This is a genomic window from Okeania sp. SIO2F4 (assembly GCF_010672385.1).
In the GTDB taxonomy this organism is placed as follows: Bacteria; Cyanobacteriota; Cyanobacteriia; order Cyanobacteriales; family Microcoleaceae; genus Trichodesmium.
The window spans coordinates 1-3384 of the sequence record NZ_JAAHGT010001017.1 but is presented as its reverse complement, the minus strand read 5'-3'; the positions used below and the strand labels follow the sequence as shown (position 1 = coordinate 3384).

The 3384-nt window shown below is 34.2% G+C and carries 1 protein-coding gene; it reads left to right on the top strand.

The window, feature by feature from the left end; genetic code table 11:
- Nucleotides 1–1315: 1315 nt before the first annotated feature.
- The gene (gene purH / locus F6K22_RS36490) at nt 1316–2869 is read left to right on the top strand and encodes a bifunctional phosphoribosylaminoimidazolecarboxamide formyltransferase/IMP cyclohydrolase (RefSeq protein ID WP_293109562.1); all 1554 of its coding nucleotides are present in this window, start codon (nt 1316–1318) and stop codon (nt 2867–2869) included.
- The last annotated feature ends 515 nt before the right edge of the window (nt 2870–3384 follow it).

The following is a 3384-nucleotide window of genomic DNA, read 5'->3' as shown; positions in this document are numbered from 1 at the left end:
AAATCAACTTAAAATTCAAGTGACCACTATTACTTTTACCTTATCATAATTTTTGACTTTATCCTAAATTTCTATTTTGCTTGAATTTTTTTTATTTGGAGCTTTCAGAAATGAAACAATCTATACCTGATTGGGTGGGGAAGTGTGGGGAGGAAAGGAGGTGGGGGGAGAGGTACAAGTAGGAATAATCTACACTAACCGACTAATAATTGTCAAAAAAAGACTTTAAATCTTGGCAAATATTTGACTATTGAAGTATAGCATTAATGCATGGTAATTGGTATTAAATAGACCTGATATTGCAGCAACTTCCTAAAAATCCAAAGAAAAATTACGATAGGACGTAAATTTTTACATAAACATTCAGTTCTTAGTTGTTGAATAAATGAAGCAAGCATTAGTTTAAATCATACTACATTTTCAATCATAGAATTGAAGCACAACAACGACAAGTTTGAGTTGTCAAACCATACAATTGTGTGGAGGTCATTTCAGTTATCAGTTATCAGTACCTCCGACTAAAGCATCGGGATTGAAATACAAGGCACGAATATTTTTTTCATCCCCTTAAAAGGGGAGGCTTTGGAATTCATTTTTTGGTAAATAATAGATGTTAGTTGATAGACTACTCAGATTAACTGATGAAGTTTTGCCCGTACTTTTAATTCTTTGAAATTTATCAATTACTTTTTCCTACTTTAAAGTTAATAAAGCCGATCGAGCACTTCCTTTGTAAGAGTCTAGCTGACTACTGTTGGCGCAGCATTCCGCAGAAATTTTTTACATTTTTACCAACTATTATGACTGTTAATTCCTCAAGAGTAAAAATTAACTTGATTTATGAAAAGGTACTTATCTAATGTCAGCATTTCCTACAAAATGCAGAGCTAACAACTATTAGTTTTCCTCCGTAAATATGAAAGTATATCTGAATTTATAAGGGTTGATTATAATTCAGACTTTGTAATTATATGAAACGTAAGCATTCAGCAGTCAGCTATTAAAGGAAGAATTGATATTGAGAGATTTCAAAGAATTCAAATATGGGTAAAACCCCATCAATTGCTAGCTTCATTCATTAAAAAGCTGAGCGCTGACAGCTAATAGCTGAATGCTTACTATGAAACCTCTTAATATTAATTTCTTCTCTAATATACTAAGTAGTTATTAGCGAACTGAAAGCTGAAAGCTGATGGCTTAAGGCTTAAGGCTTAATATCTAACGAAAATATTAAAATAATCCGCAGAGTTTCAATATCTTAATTTTAATTATTAAAATGTAGACTGTTAGTTCTCTAAGTTAGGATTTAAAACTAATGACACGTTTAGCATTACTCAGTACATCTGATAAAACAGGTCTGATTGATTTAGCAAAAAGTTTAGTTTCAGAATTTGACTATGAAATAATTAGTAGTGGAGGTACTGCTAAAACTCTCAAAGATGCTGGCATTTATGTGACAAAAGTATCTGACTATACGGGGTTTCCAGAAATTTTAGGAGGTAGAGTTAAAACCTTACATCCTCGCATTCATGGAGGTATTTTAGCAAGAAGAGATTTAGAACAAGATATTGAAGATTTAAATGCTAATAATATTCGACCTATTGATTTAGTTGTAGTTAATTTATACCCGTTTGAACAAACAATTTCTCAACCGGGAGTTACCCTAGCAGAAGCAATTGAAAAAATTGATATTGGCGGACCTGCAATGTTAAGAGCATCAGCTAAAAATTTTGCTCATCTGACAGTTTTATGCAACCCTTCTCAATACGATTCTTATTTGGAAGAGTTAAGAAAAAATGGGGGGGAAGTATCCTTAGAATTTCGTCAAAAATCTGCATTAGCAGGATTTCAACATACCGCAACTTATGACCAGGCGATCGCTACTTATTTACAAGAGCAAGAAACAATTTCTGAGTCAGAAAAATCAGAAAAGGAAATATTTTTCCTCTCAGGCAAAAAAATTAAAACTCTGCGTTATGGAGAAAACCCTCATCAATCTGCGACTTGGTATCAAAGAGGAATTAATGCTGGTGGTTGGGCGACAAGTAAAATTCTTCAAGGTAAGGAATTAAGTTATAACAATTTAGTAGATTTAGAAGCAGCAAGACGGATTATTACAGAATTTTCTGATGCTCCGACTGTGGCAATTCTTAAACATACAAATCCTTGTGGAGTTGCAATTAATGAGACTCTTTTAGGAGCTTATGAAGCAGCTCTTGCCGGAGATTCTGTTTCAGCTTTTGGCGGAATTGTTGCTTTAAATAAATCTATTGATGCGCCGACTGCTACGGCAATGACTAAGACATTTTTGGAATGTGTAGTTGCTCCTGGATGCGAACCGGAAGCAGAAGAAATTTTTCAGAAAAAATCTAAATTAAGAGTATTAATTTCGCCAGATTTAAAACAGGGCGAATCGGAAACTATAAAAGTAATTGCTGGTGGTTTTTTAGTACAAGATGCTGATGATACGACAGATAATTATACTGATTGGAAAATTGTTACAGAAAAACAACCTACTCCCGAACAAATGGAAGAATTAATGTTTGCTTGGAAGGTGGTAAAGCACGTTAAGTCTAATGCAATTGTCGTGACAAAAAATCGCGCTACTGTTGGTATTGGTGCAGGTCAAATGAATCGAGTCGGGGCAGTAAAAATAGCTTTGGAGCAAGCAGGAGAAAAAGCTGTTGGGGGAGTATTAGCTAGTGACGCTTTTTTCCCTTTTGATGATTCAGTAAAAACAGCAGCAGCAGCAGGAATAACTGCAATTATTCAACCAGGTGGTAGTCTGAGAGATAAAGATTCTATTGCTGCAGCAAATGAATTAGGTTTGGTAATGATACTCACTGGAATGCGTCACTTTTTACATTAGAAAAAGTTGGAGATGTGAGGGTAATCTCAATTTGATTTTCTTAAATTTTTGCTAGTTAAGCTGTGACGTACTATTAATATAATGTGTCTGACTCTTAGCTCCAGAAGTAACAAAGGAAAATCTACTCTACTCACAAATTTTGAGAGGAGAAAAAAGTCGGATGTGGGAGGATACTCTCAATTTGACTTTGAGAAATTTTTAGCAGTGGAGGAGTCAGTGAAAATTCATATAATATGTCTGACTCTTCACTTCAGAAGTGGCAAAATAAAATCTACCCTACTCACAAATTTTGAGAGGAGAAAAAGTCGGATGTGGGAGATTACTCTAAATATAGTCTACTCACAAATTTTGAGAGGAGAAAAAAGTCGGATGTGGGAGGATAGTCTCAATTTGACTTTGGGGAATTTTTGCTAGTTAAGCAGTTATCTGCAATTCATATAATATGTCTGACTATTAACTTCAGAAGTGGCAAAATAAAATCTACCCTACTCACAAATTTTGAAATGAGAAAAAAT

Excerpts from the sequence above, each read along its gene's own strand:
- purH (WP_293109562.1), top strand. The coding sequence starts at position 1,316 with ATGACACGTTTAGCATTACTCAGTACATCTGATAAAACAGGTCTGATT.